The sequence below is a fragment of the Trueperella bialowiezensis genome (assembly GCF_900637955.1).
Classification (GTDB): domain Bacteria; phylum Actinomycetota; class Actinomycetes; order Actinomycetales; family Actinomycetaceae; genus Trueperella; species Trueperella bialowiezensis.
Genome location: NZ_LR134476.1, coordinates 1,608,099 through 1,622,766 on the forward strand (window position 1 = coordinate 1,608,099; position 14,668 = coordinate 1,622,766).

Annotated in this window: 18 protein-coding genes; 17 read left to right on the forward strand and 1 reads right to left on the reverse strand. The window is 60.0% G+C overall.

Going from position 1 to position 14,668, the window contains the following annotated elements; genetic code table 11:
- The first annotated feature begins 73 nt into the window (after positions 1 to 73).
- The 17 genes from prfA to EL234_RS07345 all read left to right on the forward strand — a co-directional run bounded on the left by prfA (position 74) and on the right by EL234_RS07345 (position 13,412).
- On the forward strand, positions 74 to 1,183 hold the full coding sequence (gene prfA, locus EL234_RS07265) for a peptide chain release factor 1 (protein WP_126416827.1): 1,110 nt from the start codon (positions 74 to 76) through the stop codon (positions 1,181 to 1,183).
- Entirely contained in the window at positions 1,183 to 2,049 is an 867-nt protein-coding gene (prmC, locus tag EL234_RS07270) for a peptide chain release factor N(5)-glutamine methyltransferase (RefSeq protein ID WP_126416828.1), read from the forward strand. Before prfA ends, prmC begins: the two co-directional genes overlap by 1 nt.
- The gene (locus tag EL234_RS07275) at positions 2,046 to 2,669 is read left to right on the forward strand and encodes an L-threonylcarbamoyladenylate synthase (protein ID WP_126416829.1); all 624 of its coding nucleotides are present in this window, start codon (positions 2,046 to 2,048) and stop codon (positions 2,667 to 2,669) included. The genes prmC and EL234_RS07275 overlap by 4 nt, the downstream gene beginning before the upstream one ends.
- On the forward strand, positions 2,666 to 3,838 hold the full coding sequence (locus EL234_RS07280) for a glycosyltransferase family 4 protein (RefSeq protein ID WP_126416830.1): 1,173 nt from the start codon (positions 2,666 to 2,668) through the stop codon (positions 3,836 to 3,838). The genes EL234_RS07275 and EL234_RS07280 overlap by 4 nt, the downstream gene beginning before the upstream one ends.
- Positions 3,825 to 4,280 carry a hypothetical protein gene (locus EL234_RS07285; protein ID WP_126416831.1) on the forward strand — a complete coding sequence of 152 codons (456 nt, stop codon included), beginning with the start codon at positions 3,825 to 3,827 and terminating at the stop codon, positions 4,278 to 4,280. The genes EL234_RS07280 and EL234_RS07285 overlap by 14 nt, the downstream gene beginning before the upstream one ends.
- A gap of 126 nt (positions 4,281 to 4,406) precedes the next feature.
- Complete coding sequence (atpB, locus tag EL234_RS07290) at positions 4,407 to 5,231, forward strand: F0F1 ATP synthase subunit A (protein ID WP_126416832.1); 825 nt, start codon at positions 4,407 to 4,409, stop codon at positions 5,229 to 5,231.
- A 17-nt stretch (positions 5,232 to 5,248) separates the two neighbouring features.
- Positions 5,249 to 5,458 carry an ATP synthase F0 subunit C gene (atpE, locus tag EL234_RS07295; RefSeq protein WP_126416833.1) on the forward strand — a complete coding sequence of 70 codons (210 nt, stop codon included), beginning with the start codon at positions 5,249 to 5,251 and terminating at the stop codon, positions 5,456 to 5,458.
- 2 nt (positions 5,459 to 5,460) lie between these two features.
- Positions 5,461 to 6,021 carry a F0F1 ATP synthase subunit B gene (gene atpF, locus EL234_RS07300; RefSeq protein ID WP_126416834.1) on the forward strand — a complete coding sequence of 187 codons (561 nt, stop codon included), beginning with the start codon at positions 5,461 to 5,463 and terminating at the stop codon, positions 6,019 to 6,021.
- Positions 6,022 to 6,831 carry a F0F1 ATP synthase subunit delta gene (locus EL234_RS07305; protein WP_126416835.1) on the forward strand — a complete coding sequence of 270 codons (810 nt, stop codon included), beginning with the start codon at positions 6,022 to 6,024 and terminating at the stop codon, positions 6,829 to 6,831. It begins immediately after the preceding gene.
- Between the two features lie 36 nt (positions 6,832 to 6,867).
- Complete coding sequence (gene atpA / locus EL234_RS07310; RefSeq protein WP_126416836.1) at positions 6,868 to 8,493, forward strand: F0F1 ATP synthase subunit alpha; 1,626 nt, start codon at positions 6,868 to 6,870, stop codon at positions 8,491 to 8,493.
- A gap of 2 nt (positions 8,494 to 8,495) precedes the next feature.
- Positions 8,496 to 9,380, forward strand: coding sequence for a F0F1 ATP synthase subunit gamma (locus tag EL234_RS07315; RefSeq protein ID WP_126416837.1), 885 nt, complete (start codon positions 8,496 to 8,498; stop codon positions 9,378 to 9,380).
- Positions 9,381 to 9,397: 17 nt separating this feature from the next.
- Positions 9,398 to 10,852, forward strand: coding sequence for a F0F1 ATP synthase subunit beta (gene atpD / locus EL234_RS07320; protein WP_407701386.1), 1,455 nt, complete (start codon positions 9,398 to 9,400; stop codon positions 10,850 to 10,852).
- A complete protein-coding gene (locus EL234_RS07325) occupies positions 10,849 to 11,142 on the forward strand; it encodes a F0F1 ATP synthase subunit epsilon (protein ID WP_126416839.1) in 294 nt (97 codons plus the stop codon). Before atpD ends, EL234_RS07325 begins: the two co-directional genes overlap by 4 nt.
- A gap of 5 nt (positions 11,143 to 11,147) precedes the next feature.
- Positions 11,148 to 11,543 (forward strand): DUF2550 family protein, encoded by a 396-nt coding sequence (locus EL234_RS07330; protein ID WP_126416840.1) that lies wholly within the window; start codon positions 11,148 to 11,150, stop codon positions 11,541 to 11,543.
- 54 nt (positions 11,544 to 11,597) lie between these two features.
- On the forward strand, positions 11,598 to 12,290 hold the full coding sequence (nucS, locus tag EL234_RS07335) for an endonuclease NucS (protein WP_126416841.1): 693 nt from the start codon (positions 11,598 to 11,600) through the stop codon (positions 12,288 to 12,290).
- Entirely contained in the window at positions 12,290 to 12,601 is a 312-nt protein-coding gene (locus tag EL234_RS07340; RefSeq protein ID WP_164712436.1) for a hypothetical protein, read from the forward strand. The genes nucS and EL234_RS07340 overlap by 1 nt, the downstream gene beginning before the upstream one ends.
- Positions 12,602 to 12,617: 16 nt before the next feature.
- On the forward strand, positions 12,618 to 13,412 hold the full coding sequence (locus tag EL234_RS07345) for an alpha/beta fold hydrolase (protein ID WP_126416842.1): 795 nt from the start codon (positions 12,618 to 12,620) through the stop codon (positions 13,410 to 13,412).
- 91 nt (positions 13,413 to 13,503) lie between these two features.
- On the opposite strand, the gene EL234_RS07350 is transcribed toward EL234_RS07345, so the two are convergent.
- On the reverse strand, positions 13,504 to 14,607 hold the full coding sequence (locus tag EL234_RS07350; RefSeq protein ID WP_126416843.1) for a DivIVA domain-containing protein: 1,104 nt from the start codon (positions 14,605 to 14,607) through the stop codon (positions 13,504 to 13,506).
- Between the last annotated feature and the right edge of the window lie 61 nt (positions 14,608 to 14,668).

Genomic DNA, 14,668 nt, shown 5'->3' on the forward strand with positions numbered 1-14,668 from the left:
ACAGTTTTCTGTACCGGCGTTTACCGTAGGTAGGCATGGTTGGCGGTCTTCGCCGTCGTCGGGAAGGGTTGACATGAGTGAGTTTCCTGCAGCGGAAGCTGCGGCAGCGGAATATAAGGACATCGAGCAGCAGATGGCCTCGCCGGAGGTGCTTGCAAAGCCGGAGAAGTTGCGTTCGCTTGGTCGGCGCTATGCAGAGTTGCGGCGTGTGGTTTCGCGCTATGAGCGTTGGGTGAATGCGTCGACTGATTTGCGTGAGGCTCAAGAGATTGTGGATCTTGGCGGTGAGGATGGCGAATTGTTTGCCAGCGAGCTGCCGCGCTTGGAAGCAGAGCTTGAGGAAGCGTCAGCCGATTTGCGTGACGCCCTGTTGCCGCGTGATCCTGATGACAGCCGCGATGTCATCCTCGAAGTGAAAGCCGGCGAGGGCGGTGAGGAGTCGGCGCTGTTCGCCGCGGATTTGTTGCGCATGTATCAGCGTTATGCGGAGGCGAAGGGCTGGTCGGTACAGACCCTGTCGAAGACGGAGACGGACATGGGCGGCTACAAGGACGTCCAGGTGGCGATTAAGGCCAAGTCGGTTCCGGATGATCCTGCTGACGGCGTGTGGGCGCACTTGAAGTATGAGGCGGGCGTGCACCGGGTGCAGCGCGTGCCGGTAACGGAATCCCAGGGGCGCGTGCACACGTCGGCCGCGGGTGTGCTCGTGTTCGCCGAGGTCGATGAGCCGGAGGAAGTGGAGCTCAACGATAACGATCTGCGGATCGATGTCTATCGTTCGTCTGGTCCGGGCGGGCAATCGGTGAATACCACGGATTCGGCCGTGCGCATCACCCATCTGCCCACCGGGATCACGGTGGCGATGCAGGATGAGAAGTCGCAGATTAAGAACCGTGAGGCCGCGATGCGTATTTTGCGTGCGCGGATCAGGCAGGCTCAGCTCGACGAGCTTGCTGCGAAGGAAGCTGATCAGCGCCGCAGTCAGGTGCGTACGGTGGATCGCTCGGAACGGGTGCGCACGTATAACTTCCCGGAGAACCGGATCGCCGATCACCGTACTGGTTACAAGGCACATAATCTTGACGCCGTGTTGGAAGGTGACTTGGACGCCGTCATTGACTCTTTGCGCACGATGGACGAAGAAGAGCGTTTGCAGGCTGCCGCGGAGGAATCTGACGCGTAATGTGGGCACGCGAGATCGGCCGGGCGAGCAGCATGCTCGCTGACGCCGGTGTGCCTTCTCCCGACGTCGATGCCCGGTTGCTTGCCGAGCATGTTCGCCACCCTGTTGAACCGGCCAGGCAGATCGACGACGCCGAACGGGCGGCCTACGGCAAACTGGTCGCCTTGCGTGCCCAGCGGGTTCCGCTTCAGCACATCGTGGGCACAATGTATTTCCGGTATCTAGAGCTGGAAGCGCGCCCAGGGGTGTTTATCGTGCGTCCCGAGACGGAAATGGTGGCCCAAGCAGCGCTCGATGAGCTGGCGAAGATGCGTGCAGAAGCAGGCGGGCTGGCAAGCCACAGTGGGCGGCCCGTCGTCGTCGACCTGTGTACCGGTTCGGGTGCGATTGCGATATCGATTGCCACCGAGGCGGACGCCGACGTGAGCGCGGTGGAAATCTCGCCCGAGGCCTACGAGTCGGCGCAGCGCAACAATGCGGCTTATGGGGGCAAGGTGAGGCTCGTGCACGGTGACGCACTCACAGCTCTGGATGAGCTCGCGGGCAAGGTCGACATGGTGGTGACGAACCCGCCGTACGTACGCGGTGATCATGAGCTCAACCCGGAAGTCCGCCACGATCCTGAGCTCGCGCTGTTTGGTGGGGGAGTAGACGGGCTGGAGCTTCCCGTCCGCCTGATCCGCCGGGCTCACGAGTTGTTGCGCCCGGGCGGTATCCTCATCATGGAGCACGGCGATGATCAAGCCCTGGCACTTCGGGACGCTGCAGACGACGCCGGGTTTAGGGCACGTACCGGTCAGGATTTGACGGGCCGAGATCGCTGGCTACGCGCGCGCAAAACAGGGCCGGCAAAGGGGGAGCAATGAAGGTAGCCGCAACGGATCCTTATGCGATTGAGCTTGCCGAGCGTGCTATTGCCCGCGGAGAAGTGATCTGCCTGCCGACCGATACGGTCTATGGCATTGGCGCGAACCCGTTTTCAGCGTCGGCGATCACCCGCCTTCTGACCGCAAAGTCGCGTACACGTGCCAATCCGCCACCGGTGTTGGTGGCGGGCGTGGACCAGGCCCGCTCCGTGGCCGCGGAACTATCACGCGAGGCGGAGGATTTGATGGAGGCGTTTTGGCCGGGTGCGCTGACCATCGTGGTGCCTGCCCGAGCCGATATCGGCTGGGATCTGGGCGAAACGAATGGCACGGTTGCGCTGCGGATGCCGGATTCGCCGGTGGCGCTCGAACTGCTGCGCACAACCGGCCCGCTCGCCGTCACAAGCGCAAATCAACATGGTCAGCCGCCCGCGACCACGGTGAGCGAGGCAGAACAACAGCTTGGCGAAGCTGTCACCCTTTACCTTGATGGCGGCCAAGTGGGTGGCGGTAGCGCGGTTGCCTCAACCATCGTGACTGTTGTGGGTTCTCCGGCGATCTTGCGCCACGGTGGTATCGACGCCGCGGCGATCGGCGCTGTGCTCGGGGTGAGCGTGTGAGAACGTACCTGCTCATCATGGTGATGTCGGCTGCACTAACATTCCTGTTGGTGCCGGCCGTGCTTCGCTTGGCGTTACGCGTGGGCGCTATAACCCAGATACGCGAGCGTGACGTGCATAGCACGCCCGTGGCCCGGCTCGGCGGGGTGGCCATGTTTGCTGGGTTCGCGTTGGCGCTAGTGATTGCCTCGCAGATCCCGTATTTGCGGGAGGTTTTCGCGCCAGCATCCGGGGTGTGGGCAATCATGCTGGGCGGGGCGATGATGTGCCTTTTGGGTGCGATCGACGACGTGTGGGAACTCAACTGGTACACGAAACTAGCGGGCGAACTGCTCGCGGCCGGCGTGATGGCCTGGCAGGGCGTGCAGCTGGTAACGATGCCGTTGTTTGGCCTGACCGTGGGCTCAACTCGGCTCACCCTGTTCGTCACGATCGTCGCCGTCGTCATCGTGGCTAATGCGGTTAACTTCGTAGATGGGCTGGATGGTCTGGCCGCCGGAGTTGTGGGGATTGCCGCGTTCGCTTTCTTTATTTATGCGTACTATTTGACTCGCGAGGTCTCCCCGGGTGATTACACGTCGGTGGCTGCCACAGTCCTGGCAGCGTTGGTAGGCGCGTGCGTAGGTTTTCTGCCGCATAATTTCCATCCTGCGAAGATCTTCATGGGCGATTCGGGTGCGCTCATGTTAGGGACAGTGCTGGCGGGTGCCACTATCCTCGTGACTGGCCAGATTGATCCGGCAACCGTGGAGACCCGCCAGGCGCTGCCAGCTTTCATGCCGCTCATTATTCCGCTGCTTATTTTGGTTATTCCACTGGTTGATCTCACGTGGGCGGTGCTGCGTCGGCTACGTCAGGGTAGGTCGCCGTTTTCTGCGGACTCCGGGCATTTGCATCACAGGCTGCTACGCCGCGGATATTCGCACACCACCGCGGTGTTGATTTTGTACATGTGGACGGCAATTGCATCGTTTTCGGGCGTGGCCTACACGATTTTCCCGTACGCGTGGGTGCTGGTGATAGCGCTTGTTGCTGTGGTCGTGGGTGTGGCTATCACGTGGAGTAAATTTGGGAGCGGCCAGCGCCCGGCTCGGCAGGGCGCGCACGCAAAGCGGCTAGACGACGACCAGACAAGCGCGAAGCGGGAGGTCGAGGGTGCGACGCCGTAATCGCGGCCTTCGACGCCAGGTGGATATCTATCGGCACGCCACGGTGATGGCGGCGTGCGCAACCGGCGTCGTCACAATTCTCGGATGCCTGCTTGTGGCAGGCGAGCGCGCTGCGATTCTTATCGCGGGGGCGCTCACGATCACGCTTCATCTTGTGACCTTGATATCCGTGCAAGTCGGAACGAAATTATCTGGCTATGACACGGCTTTAGCGCTCGCCGGTTACGGCGTCAAACTCGTCATTTTCGCTGCGACCTTGTGGTGGGTGTCGAGCTCCGGCGTCGCGCAAACCCGAACAGTCGTGGGTGTGTGCGCTATCACAATTGCGCTTTCGCTTGTGGTGATGTCAGCCGTTGTGGTGCGTAAACGCGGGCTAATCGTCGACGCCGAGGATCCGGATGCGAGCCAGACCAGCGAAAAAACTGATTCGGCTTTGCAATAAAATGTGATTAGGATGTTACACAGCCCCGGTTTTGGGGTAATCTGGTAAGGCAGGTTGCAGTGATGCAGAACGCACTACCGGCACTAGGCCTGAGTTATATCGCACAAGTTGGGGTGTAGGCGAACAGTGAATATTTACGCACTTTCATCGTTGCCAATCTTGCGCGCCGGTGACGGCGAAGGATTTGTTCCCCCAACGCTGGAACACGAATTTGATCCGCCCGCGATTTTCTTCGCGGGCACTCCGTTCGAGATCAATCGAATCATTCTCATCCGGTTGATCGCAGCGGTCGTCCTAGCCCTGATCCTCATCTGGTATGCAAAACGCCGTACGCTCGTGCCTAATCGGCGCCAGAGCGTGGTGGAAATGCTCCTTGATTTTTCTCGCGTGCAGATCGGCCACGAGATTATTGGCAAAGAACAGGCAGAAAAGTATCAGCCGATGCTGATGACTATCTTCTTGGGCATTTTGTTTATGAACATCACCGGCGTGATCCCCGGCCTGCAGATCGCGGGAACGTCACTGATCGGCATGCCGCTCATCTACGCAATCTTTGCCTATGTGGGCTTCATCGTGGCCGGTATTCGCGAAAAGGGTGCGGGAGCGTTCTTCAAAGACTCCCTCATGCCCGCAGGCGTGCCTGGGCCGATCTATTTGATTTTGACCCCGATCGAATTCCTGTCAACCTTCATCATCCGCCCGCTCACGCTCACCGTCCGTCTGCTGATGAACATGGTGGCCGGGCACCTCATCTTGGTGCTGTTCTTCGTGGGCACTCACTTCTTGTACTTCCAGCTGTCCGGAGTAGTAGGAATCGCTTCTGGAACTCTCGCGCTCTTCGGAGGCATTGCCTTCCTGATCTTCGAGATGTTCGTTGGGGCGCTCCAGGCGTACATTTTCGCCATGCTCTCCGCCATCTATGTTTCCCTGTCCATTTCAAAGAGTCACTAACACAAAGGAAAGAAAAAATGATCGGTAACATCGCCACAATCGGCTATGGCATCGCGACTCTCGGCCCTGCTATCGCAATCGGCATGATCGGTGCGAAGAACCAGGAAGCTACCGCGCGTCAGCCGGAAGTCTCCGGCTTCCTCCGCGTGAACATGCTGATCGCCATGGCGTTCGCTGAGGCCCTCGGTCTGATCGGGTTCGGTGCTGGCATCGTCTTTGGCGTATAACCATGTTTGAGACCACATCCGCGTGGTGGGATATCGATTACCACCTCCTCCTCCCAGCACCCGCAGATCTCATCTGGGGTACGGTTGCTTTCGCCGTGGTCGCATTCGCCGTCTACAAGTACGGATGGCCGGCGTTTAAGGAGACCCTTGATGAGCGTGCGGAGAAGATCGACGCCGGGCTCAAGGCTGCCGAACTGGCACGAGCCGAGGTCGCAGATCAGCGGGCGCAGATCGAAGAGGAAATCCGGCAGGCACAGCGGGAAGCAACCGGCATTAGGGAACTGGCTCAAGATAACGCGAAAGCTATCGTGGCCGAGGCACAAACCCGTGCCAATACTGAAGCCGAGAACACGATCCTCAAAGCCCAGCGCCGGATCGACGCCGACACGATATCTGCGATGCGCACTCTCGAAGGCGACATCGGCGAGCTCGCCACTGACCTCGCCGGGCGCATCGTGGGTGAAGCCATCCAAGATGAGGCTCTCGCACATCGGGTGATCGACCGTTTTATCGACGAGCTTGCGCAAAACACACCCGAATACGCCAAGGGAGCTGAGGCGTAAATGCGTTCCGGTAGCCGTATCGCCCTTGCTCGGGCACGTGACAGATGGGAAGGCTTACTGGCCAATCGGCCGGGTGAAGAGCTCAAGTTTGCCGAGGAGATCTTCTCTGTTGTCGACACCATCGAAGAGTCTCATGCCCTGGCTAACGCGTTGGAAGACGCCTCCCGTGGTGAGGACGATCGTGCCAACCTTGCCAAGGCGATATTTGATGGCCGGGTCGCTGACGAAGTCACTGAACTGACGATGGGCTTGGCACGCGAATCGTGGTCGGAGATGGGCGATCTAACCCGCGCACTTGAAGACCTCGCGGTGCACGCAATCCTGTACGGGGCACGCAGAGAAAGCCTGCTGGGGCAAACCGAACAGCAGCTCTACCGCTCCTCGCGGATATATCGCAAGAGGCGGGATCTGCGCTTGGCGTTCACCTCCGTTATCCACACGGCCGAGCAGCGAATGGACCTGGTAAGCGAAGTGTTCACCGGAGCTAACCCCTACACGGTCAGCTTGTTGCGGCGAGCGGTTGCGCGTGAGGGTCGGTCAATCGGCTCACTTTTGCGGGGCTATATTGCGGCCGCAGCCGAGATGGGCGAGCACCTGGTTGCAGCAGTGACGAGCGCACTACCTTTGAAGCGTGAACAGGAAGAACGGCTCACTGCCATCCTGTCCGCAAAATACAACTCGGATGTGCAGATCCACGTATCGATCGATACGGCCGTGGTGGGCGGCCTTCGGATCCACATCAAAGACGACGTAATTGATGGCACCCTCGCGAGCCGGCTTAACCGCGCGCGTGCGGCCGTCAGGAAATAACAGCGGCACTAGCCGCAATCGAGCGAAGGAAGAAGAATGGCTGAACTGATCAATCCGGATCAGATCCGGGCTGCACTGGACAGCTTTGTGAGTTCATACGAACCTGCAAAGGCCGCCAGTGAGGAGGTTGGCCACGTGACCCTCACAGCAGACGGCATTGCCCGAGTGGATGGGCTGCCAAGCGCGATGGCCAACGAACTGCTGGAGTTTGAAGATGGCACTCAAGGGCTTGCCATGAACCTTGAGGAGCGCGAAATCGGCGTGGTCGTGCTAGGCGACTTCTCACATATCCAAGAGGGCATGGAGGTGCGCCGCACAGGGGAAGTTCTTTCCGTTCCCGTTGGCGATGCCTACCTGGGCCGCACAGTCGATCCACTAGGTAATCCGATCGACGGCCTGGGCGAAATCCACGGCCTGACCGAACGCCGCGCCCTCGAGCTGCAGGCTCCCGGCGTCATGATGCGTAAGTCGGTGCACGAACCGCTGCAGACGGGCATCAAGGCCATTGACGCGATGATCCCGATCGGCCGCGGCCAGCGCCAGCTGATCATCGGCGACCGCAAGACTGGTAAGACTGCGCTCGCGATCGACGTCGTGCTTAACCAGAAAGAAAACTGGGAATCTGGCGATCCGAACAAGCAGGTGCGCTGCATTTACGTGGCCATCGGCCAGAAAGGCTCCACGATCGCTTCCGTGCGCGGCACGCTCGAACGCCACGGAGCACTCGAATACACCACGATCGTTGCATCCCCCGCTTCTGATTCGGCTGGATACAAGTATCTCGCGCCCTACACCGGTTCGGCGATTGGTCAGCACTGGATGTACCAGGGCAAGCATGTGCTCATTATTTTCGACGACCTGTCGAAGCAGGCAGAAGCCTACCGTTCGGTCTCGCTACTACTGCGCCGCCCGCCGGGCCGTGAAGCATACCCTGGCGACGTGTTCTACCTGCACAGCCGGCTTCTTGAACGGTGTGCCAAGCTTTCTGACGAATATGGTGGCGGTTCGATGACAGGCTTGCCGCTGATCGAAACGAAGGCTAATGACGTGTCGGCGTACATTCCGACCAACGTCATTTCGATTACTGACGGCCAGATCTTCTTGCAGTCGGATCTGTTCAACGCGAATCAGCGCCCGGCTGTCGACGTCGGCATTTCGGTGTCGCGTGTCGGTGGTGACGCGCAGATTAAGGCGATGAAGAAAGTCTCGGGCACGTTGAAGATTACGCTCGCTCAGTATCGTTCCCAGGCGGCGTTTGCAATGTTCGCCTCGGATTTGGATGCGACGACGCGCCGGCAGCTCACCCGCGGTGAGCGTCTGATGGAACTGCTCAAGCAGCCGCAGTACACGCCATATCCGGTGGAAGAACAGGTGGCGTCGATTTGGGCTGGCACCAACGGCTATCTTGATTCGATCGAGCTGGAAGATGTACACAAGTTCGAACGCGGTCTGATCGACTACCTCAAGCACAATACGAGTGTCTTGGACACGATTCGCGATACGGGCTTGCTGACTGACGAGACGGAAGAGGAGATGCGGAAAGCTACCGAAGAGTTCCTCGAGTCGTTCACGTCGGCATACAAGACTCACGATCTGCCGACCGACGAGGTCGAGCCTGCTGAACAGACGCAGGAGACCCTCGTGAGGCCGAAGAGGAGCTAGTAGTGGCGGGCGAACAGCGTAAGTACAAGGCGAAGATCCGGGCGACTGAAACGCTCGAGAAGGTCTTCTCCGCGATGGAGCTCATTGCGGCTTCTCGCGTTGGCGCCGCGCGTGAACGCGCGCTGGGTCAAGATCCTTATACGCGCGCGCTGACGGAGTCGATCGCCACTGTTGCCTCGCATGCAGACGAGCAGCATCCGCTGCTCAACGAGCGTCACGACACGAACAGGGTGATCTTGCTGATCGTTACCTCTGATCGCGGTATGGCCGGCGCCTATTCGGCGTCCGTGCTGCGTGAAGCTGACAGGCTGCGTGAGGAACTCGAAGCCCAAGGTAAGGAACCGCTGCTGTACGTGTACGGACGTAGGGGCGTGTCTTACTACAAGTTCCGCGGGGTGGAACTGGCCGGAGAGTGGATTGGCGAATCTGAAAAGCCGCGCGGCGACACCGCTCATACCATCGCCCAAGAGTTCCTCAGGCTCTTTTTGGCCGAGCCAGAAGACGGCGGGATCAGCGAAGTCCACGTTGTGTACACCCGGTTCGAAAACATGATCCGGCAAACGGTGGAGACGCGGCGGATGCTGCCGCTCGTCGTCGTCGATGGTGATGATGAACCGGGCGAAGAGCCGCTCTACGAATTTGAGCCGTCCGCTCAAGAGCTGTTTGACGCGCTGTTACCCATGTACGTGGATCAGCGTATTTATTCGGTGCTGTTGCTATCGGCGGCGTCCGAGTTGGCGTCCCGCCAACAGGCGATGCATGCGGCTACTGAGAACGCTCAAGAACTCATTGAGGATTACACTCGCTTGGCGAACAACGCGCGTCAGGCGGAGATCACCACTGAAATTACTGAAATTATCTCCGGCGCGGATAGCCTCGGATCGTAACGGAACAAGGAATGACAATGACTGTTGAAACGTCTGAAAAGTTGGCAACTGGCCGCATCATCCAGGTGGTTGGCGCAGTTGTGGACGTCGAGTTCCCTCCGGATGCACTTCCGGAGATCAACTATGCGCTTGAGACCGAGGTGACGCTCCCTACCGGCGAAGCCGAGCCGACGTCGACCACGATGACGCTCGAGGTTGCCCAGCACCTGGGTGAGAACATTGTGCGTACGATCGCGATGAAGCCGACTGACGGCCTGGTCCGCGGTGCCACGGTGCGCAACACGGGCGGCCCGATTTCCGTGCCGGTGGGCGATGTCACGCTCGGCCACGTGTTCAACGTGGTGGGTGAGGTACTCAACCTGCCGGAGGGGGAGACCCTGGAGGTGACGGAACGCTGGCCGATTCACCGCCCGGCACCGACCTTCGACCAGCTCGAGCCCGAGACCCGCATGTTCGAAACCGGTATCAAGGTGATCGATCTGCTCACCCCGTACGTGCAAGGCGGGAAGATTGGCCTGTTTGGCGGCGCGGGCGTTGGCAAAACGGTTTTGATCCAAGAGATGATCCAGCGCGTGGCCCAGGATCACGGCGGTGTGTCCGTGTTCGCCGGCGTGGGTGAGCGTACCCGTGAGGGTAACGATCTGATTTTCGAGATGGAAGAGGCCGGCGTTCTCGATAAGACGGCGCTTGTGTTCGGGCAGATGGACGAGCCGCCAGGTGTGCGTCTGCGTATCGCCCTTTCCGGTCTGACGATGGCGGAGTACTTCCGCGACGTGCAAAACCAGGACGTGCTGCTGTTCATCGACAACATCTTCCGCTTTACGCAGGCGGGCTCTGAGGTGTCGACGCTGCTCGGCCGTATGCCGTCGGCCGTCGGTTACCAGCCGACTCTGGCCGATGAGATGGGCGCTCTCCAGGAGCGCATTACCTCCACGCGCGGCCACTCAATTACGTCGCTGCAAGCGATCTACGTGCCGGCTGACGATTACACCGATCCGGCGCCAGCGACGACGTTCGCACACTTGGACGCCACTACCGAGCTTTCTCGTGACATCGCCTCGCGCGGCCTGTATCCGGCAGTGGATCCGCTGGCGTCGTCGTCGCGAATCCTCGATCCGCAATACGTGGGCCAGGAGCACTACGAAGTGGCCACCCGGGTCAAGCAGATCCTGCAGAAGAACAAGGAACTGCAGGACATCATTTCGATCCTCGGTGTGGATGAGCTGTCGGAGGACGACAAGGTGACCGTGGCACGTGCTCGGCGTATCGAGCAGTACCTGTCGCAAAACACCTACACCGCCGTGAAGTTCACGGGCGTGGAAGGCTCCACAGTGCCGATCGCCGAAACGGTGGAAGCTTTCCGCCGGATTGCCGACGGCGAGTACGACCACATTCCCGAGCAGGCCTTCTTCAACATTGGCGGCATCGACGACATCGAGCGTGCGTGGCACAAGATTCAGGCTGAATCATGAGACTAGAGATTGTGGCACGCAGGGGAGTCCTCTTCGAAGGGGAGGTCTCCGACGTCGTGTTGCCGGCGTTCCACGGCGAGATGGGTATTTTGCCACGGCGTTCGCCGGTGATGGCCGTGGTGCGTCAGGGAACGATTCGTTTCACTGAGGATGGGCAGAAGAAGTCTGTGGAGATCGGTGATGGCTTCGCGACTGTCGACTCCGATCATATTCGGGTTGTCGTGGAGAACTTCGACGAGGATCGTGATCCTAACCATCCCACTAATCCCGCAGCGGCCATCGGAGAGTAGGCGCGGTGCTGGACACGCTAGCGTGGGCGATAGTCGCCGTTTTGCTCGTTGTCCTCGTGATTGGTGCCGTCTATCTGGTGAGAATGCGGCGTCTGCTGAACGAGCCCGGCTCGATCCAGGTGGCGATCCGGCACGGTGGCGGTTGGCGTAACGGCGTGGTGATTCTGTCTGAGCACAGTTTGGATGTGTATTACACGCGTTCGCTGAAGTGGTCGCCGTCGTTACAAACGAGCCGCGACCACATCGCTTTCGAGCTGAAACCTGCGCGTGCTGGCGTGCAGATTGTTGTGTTGAATATCCCGGGGGATCGCTGGCAGCTTGCCTCTAGCCCCGGGGAGATTTCTGCCCTGCTGTCATGGATCGATTCGGCGGCACCGGAGGCTGAGCCAACCCTCGGCTAAACCAAGCGTCTGGTAGGATGTTCCGCGCCGAGAACCGGGAGGGAAAGGACATCCGTGCGAATCGTTTTTGCCACCTGCGCAGTGGATTATTCTGGCCGTCTTGACGCTCATTTGGAGCCGGCTAAGCGTGCCCTGATGATCAAAGCTGACGGTGCGGTGCTCGTACATAGCGATGGCGGCTCGTATAAGCCGCTGAATTGGATGTCGCCGCCGGCCACGATGCGGGTTGAGGAGCCGTCCGATCCTGAGCGTGAGGCCGGTGTTCGCGAGGTGTGGCGGGTGGATCACGACAAGACTGATGACGCCCTGCTCATCCACATCTACGAGATTCACGATGAGATGGAGATGGAGCTCGGCGAAGAGCCCGGGTTGCTCAAAGACGGCGTGGAAGACCACCTGCAAAAACTGCTGGCAGAGCAAACGCAGCTGCTGGGCAAGGATGTGGAGTTGGTGCGAAGGGAATTTCCGACGGCGATCGGTCCGGTCGATCTGCTCGTGCGTGATTCCGAGGGACATATCGCAGTCGAGGTCAAACGCCGTGGGGAGATCGACGGCGTCGAACAGCTCACCCGCTATCTCACGTTGTTGGAGCGGGACTCGACGCTGCGGCCTATCCGGGGTATTTTTGCGGCGCAGGAGATCCGCCCGCAGGCTCGCGTGCTTGCTGAGGATCGCGGTATTGAGTGCGTGGTGCTTGATTACGATGCCATGCGCGGCGTGGATAATCCTGAGGATCGGCTGTTCTGATGGCACGGCGCAGGCGCAAGCACGGCCGTAAACATACGGGTGACCACCGGCCGCTCGATGTTGGCCGGTTGATGAACTATACGACGTACGAGACCGCAGATAACGGGATGGAATTTACCGTGCGGCAGATCAGTGCGGGGCAAAAAGAGTACGTGTGTCCGGCATGCAACGGGCTGATTCTTATCGGGGAGTCTCACGTGGTGGCCTGGACGGAGGACTCCTGGTTTGGTTCCGAGGCTGGTCAGCAGGCGCGCAGGCACTGGCACACGAGTTGTTGGAAGGCAAACGGGCGGCGCGCACTCGGCTGGTAATGGTAGCGTGGGTGGCATGATTGCATACCGTAGAACTGGCCCCAAGTCTGATCTTCCGCTCGTGCTCTTGCACGCGTTGCCATTGGATTCAACGATGTGGGATCAGGTACGCCAGGAGCTTGGCGATCTGGACGTGATCACGTTCGATGCTCCCGGTTTCGGTGATTCGCCACGCGGTGAGGAGCTGAGCGACGCCGAGCCGAACATGAAGACTTTCGTGGATGCCATCAAGCAGCGGTTGGACGAGCTGGGCGTCCTGAGGATTGCGCTTGGAGGGCTGTCGATGGGCGGCTCGGTCGCGGCTGATTTCACGGCGGCTTATCCGCACATGGTAGCTGGGCTTGCGCTCATGGACACGAACATTACGGCCGACGACGCCGATCGAAAGGCTTTCCGCCGGTCGGTTGCCGAGATGGCCGATCGCGGCGAGGGCTATGAGGCTGTGAAGGATTGGACGACGACGATGGTCGGCTCGGCAGCATCGGACCAGGTGCGCGAGTCGCTCGATGCGCGCTTCCGGGCGCTGCCGAACGCCGGGCTCGCCTGGATTCAGCGGGCGATGGCTAATCGCGAGGATCGCTCTGACGCCGTCGGCCTTGTCAAGGGCCCGGTCTACTTTATTCGTGGAACCGAGGATCCAACAGCGTCGCTGGAATCGTATATGCAGCTCGCGTTGCGTGCCGATCAGCCGCGGATCAAAGAGATCGAGGGCGTGGGTCACTTCGCGGCAGACGAAAACCCTGTGGAGCTGGCAAAGATTTTGCGAGACTTCCATGCGGATGTGGTCCGTGCAGATGCTATCCGACACTGAGCTAACATACGGACGCTGAGTAGTTTTAGAGGATACAGGCTAGCTGCCACCATTCGTCAGAGCGAACTGTGGTTGTCATCGTGGCCCGTGTTTATTCGCCGTGGTTGGCTTGTTCCGAGTCGTGCTTGTTCTCTGCCGATTCTACGATTTCGTCGAGAACGATGGAGTGGCTGGTGGAGGTCAGCATGGCGCGCATGTCTTCGAGGTAGGACTCGAGCGACTGGCGCTGTTCGCTGAGGGAGGCGATGTATTCGTCTGCTGAGGTGCGCTTCTGATCGGCGTCGCGGGTTGCATCGCTGCGAACGCGGCTGGCCTCGTCGCGAGCTTCCTCGAGGATCGCCGCGGCCTCTTCGCGGGCCTTTGCCACGATGGCTTCGGCCTCGCTATGCGTGCGGGCAGTAAGTTCTTCTGTGCGGCTGGTCGCTTCGGCGAGCCGAGCCTCGGCATCCTTGGCCTGGGTTTCGGCGGATTGAACCATGTCGGCAGAACGTGTGCGCAGTTCTTCTTCCTGTTCGGCGAGTTTGCGTGCCGCTTCGGCCGATTTTGTGGCGATCTCGTTTTCTGCATCGGCGCGCATCTTGGCCACTTCCTGCTCAACAGTGGAACGTAGCTTCGTCATTTCTGCTTCAACGGAGGCGCGAAGATTATTGGTTTCGTGTTCTGCTTGGGAGCGCAGTGATGCCGATTCGGTTTCCGCCATCGAACGCAGCCGCCGGGCTTCGCGTTCTGCTGAGGACACCATCTCTTCGGAGGTGCGCCGGGTGGTTTCGGCGAGGGCACCGGCCTCTGATTCGGCTTCGGAACGCACGGTGGTGGCCTCCTGTTCGGCGCGGGAAAGAGTCTTCTGGGCGTCTTGTTCAGCGGAGCGGCGCAGCTGATCGGCGCGGGCTTGCGCGTCGGAGATGAGGTGATCGGCGTCGCGGCGAGCGCGGGTCATAAGATCCATGGCCTGTTCTTCCGTGGAACGTAACAGGCGTTCGACTCGCGTGCCGAGCCCGGAGTACGACGGGCGCTCGTTTTCTTCGAGAGCGGCTTGCGCCTCTGCGAGATCTGCGGACAGCCGGAGGATCTGCGCGTCGAGTCGCGTGACGTGATCGCGGGTCTGTTCGAGGTTCGATTCAAGCTTTGCTACGCGCTCATCAACCTGCGCGCGATCATAGCCGCGCATGACGATCGGAAACTGTTGTTCACTCACTTGTGCTCCTTGAAAAGTGTCATCCACTAGCGTACCGTTTTCCAGGGTCGTTTCACTCACA

Excerpts from the sequence above, each read along its gene's own strand:
- atpE (WP_126416833.1), top strand. The coding sequence starts at position 5,249 with ATGATCGGTAACATCGCCACAATCGGCTATGGCATCGCGACTCTCGGC.
- EL234_RS07325 (WP_126416839.1), top strand. The coding sequence starts at position 10,849 with ATGAGACTAGAGATTGTGGCACGCAGGGGAGTCCTCTTCGAAGGGGAG.
- atpF (WP_126416834.1), top strand. The coding sequence starts at position 5,461 with ATGTTTGAGACCACATCCGCGTGGTGGGATATCGATTACCACCTCCTC.
- atpA (WP_126416836.1), top strand. The coding sequence starts at position 6,868 with ATGGCTGAACTGATCAATCCGGATCAGATCCGGGCTGCACTGGACAGC.
- atpD (WP_407701386.1), top strand. The coding sequence starts at position 9,398 with ATGACTGTTGAAACGTCTGAAAAGTTGGCAACTGGCCGCATCATCCAG.
- prfA (WP_126416827.1), top strand. The coding sequence starts at position 74 with ATGAGTGAGTTTCCTGCAGCGGAAGCTGCGGCAGCGGAATATAAGGAC.
- EL234_RS07345 (WP_126416842.1), top strand. The coding sequence starts at position 12,618 with ATGATTGCATACCGTAGAACTGGCCCCAAGTCTGATCTTCCGCTCGTG.
- EL234_RS07275 (WP_126416829.1), top strand. The coding sequence starts at position 2,046 with ATGAAGGTAGCCGCAACGGATCCTTATGCGATTGAGCTTGCCGAGCGT.
- EL234_RS07305 (WP_126416835.1), top strand. The coding sequence starts at position 6,022 with ATGCGTTCCGGTAGCCGTATCGCCCTTGCTCGGGCACGTGACAGATGG.
- prmC (WP_126416828.1), top strand. The coding sequence starts at position 1,183 with ATGTGGGCACGCGAGATCGGCCGGGCGAGCAGCATGCTCGCTGACGCC.
- EL234_RS07340 (WP_164712436.1), top strand. The coding sequence starts at position 12,290 with ATGGCACGGCGCAGGCGCAAGCACGGCCGTAAACATACGGGTGACCAC.